This window comes from Stenotrophomonas sp. Sm6012, assembly GCF_030985895.1.
Classification (GTDB): Bacteria; Pseudomonadota; Gammaproteobacteria; order Xanthomonadales; family Xanthomonadaceae; genus Stenotrophomonas; species Stenotrophomonas forensis.
The window spans coordinates 1-2,114 of record NZ_JAPTFX010000263.1 but is presented as its reverse complement, the minus strand read 5'-3'; the positions used below and the strand labels follow the sequence as shown (position 1 = coordinate 2,114).

The 2,114-nt window shown below is 65.6% G+C and carries 1 protein-coding gene; it reads left to right on the top strand.

Translation table 11 applies throughout. The features are described from left to right. Window positions 1-188 precede the first annotated feature (188 nt). Window positions 189-2,081: a molecular chaperone HtpG gene (htpG, locus tag O0J73_RS22235; protein ID WP_308309661.1), complete on the top strand. Its 1,893-nt coding sequence runs from the start codon at window positions 189-191 to the stop codon at window positions 2,079-2,081. Window positions 2,082-2,114 lie beyond the last annotated feature (33 nt).

Genomic DNA, 2,114 nt, shown 5'->3' with positions numbered 1-2,114 from the left:
CACCCACACCGCCCCGCCATCCCACGGAATGCCCGCTGTTGCTGTTGCTTTTGCTGTCGCTGTTGCTTCGGCCTCTGCGGGTACAGGGTGCAACCCTGCCAGACCAACCCCTTGATTTCGGGACAATCAGCCATACCCCTTGGCCAGGCCGCACGCGCTGGCGCGGCATTGCACATGGAGCCTTATCGATGACCGAGACCACCCAGACCGAAACCCTTGGCTTCCAGACCGAAGTCAAGCAGCTGCTGCAGCTGATGATCCACTCGCTGTACTCCAACAAGGAAATCTTCCTCCGCGAGCTGGTCTCCAACGCCGCCGACGCCGCCGACAAGCTGCGCTTCGAGGCCCTGACCCAGCCGGCCCTGCTGGAAGGTGACAGCGAACTGCGCGTGCGCGTCAGCTTCGACCCCGCCGCCCACACCATCACCATCGAAGACAACGGCATCGGCATGAGCCGCGCCGAAGCCATCGCCCACCTCGGCACCATCGCCAAGTCCGGCACCGGTGACTTCCTGCGCCAGCTGTCCGGCGACCAGAAGAAGGATTCGCAGCTGATCGGCCAGTTTGGCGTTGGCTTCTACAGCGCCTTCATCGTCGCCGACGAAGTGGAAGTCACCTCGCGCCGCGCCGGCCTGGCGGCAGGCGAAGGCGTGCGCTGGAGCTCGCGCGGCGAAGGCGATTTCGAAGTGGCCACGGTCGACAAGACCGAGCGCGGCACCCGCATCGTGCTGCACCTGAAGGACGGCGAGCACGATTTCGCTGACGGCTGGCGCCTGCGCAGCATCCTCAAGAAGTATTCGGACCATATCGGCCTGCCGATCCAGATGCCGAAGGAAGGTGGCGAAGAGGGCGCGGCCACCGAATGGGAAACCGTCAACCGCGCCAGCGCCCTGTGGACCCGTCCGCGCACCGAGATCAGCGACGCCGAGTACACCGAGTTCTACAAGCACGTGGCGCACGACCACAGCGACCCGCTGGCGTGGAGCCACAACAAGGTCGAGGGTAAGCTGGAGTACACCTCGCTGCTGTACGTGCCTGGCCGCGCGCCGTTCGACCTGTACCACCGCGACGCGCCCAAGGGCCTGAAGCTGTACGTGCAGCGCGTGTTCGTGATGGACCAGGCCGAGCAGTTCCTGCCGCTGTACCTGCGTTTCATCAAGGGCGTGGTCGATTCCAACGACCTGTCGCTGAACGTCTCGCGCGAGATCCTGCAGTCCGGGCCGGTCATCGATTCGATGAAGGCCGCGCTCACCAAGCGCTCGCTGGACATGCTGGAAAAGCTGGCCGCCGACAAGCCCGAGCAGTACGCCACGTTCTGGAAGGAATTCGGCCAGGTGCTGAAGGAAGGCCCGGCCGAGGACTACAACAACCGCGAGAAGGTGGCCGGCCTGCTGCGCTTCGCCTCCACCCGTGGCGACGGCGACGCGCAGAGCGTATCGCTGGCCGACTACCTCGGCCGCATGGCCGAAGGCCAGGACAAGATCTACTACCTGACCGGCGAGAGCTACAGCCAGGTACGCAACAGCCCGCACCTGGAAGTGTTCCGCAAGAAGGGCGTGGAAGTGCTGCTGCTGACCGACCGCATCGACGAGTGGCTGATGGGCTACCTGACCGATTTCGACGGCAAGGGCTTCGTCGACATCGCCCGTGGCGACCTCGACCTGGGCGCACTGGAAACCGAAGCGGACAAGCAGGAGCAGGAAGCGGCGGCCAAGGACAAGCAGGGCCTGGTGGAGCGCCTGAAGACGGTACTGGGCGATGATGTGGCCGAAGTACGCGTCTCGCATCGCCTGACCGATTCGCCGGCGGTGCTGGCCATCGGCGAACAGGACCTGGGCCTGCAGATGCGCCAGATCCTGGAAGCCAGTGGGCAGAAGGTGCCGGACAGCAAGCCGGTGCTGGAAATCAACCCGGGCCACCCGCTGATCGCCAAGCTGGATGCCGAAGCCGATGGCACGCGCTTCGACGACCTGGGCCGGGTGCTGTTCGACCAGGCCGCACTGGCCGCCGGTGACAGCCTGAAGGACCCGGGCGCCTATGTGGCGCGCCTGAACAAGCTGCTGCTGGAGCTGTCGGCCTGACCGACAGGACGGTCGCCGGGCATGGCCCGGCGC

What these genes read in the sequence shown, in the direction of transcription:
- htpG (WP_308309661.1), top strand. Translation starts at nt 189, where the DNA reads ATGACCGAGACCACCCAGACCGAAACCCTTGGCTTCCAGACCGAAGTC.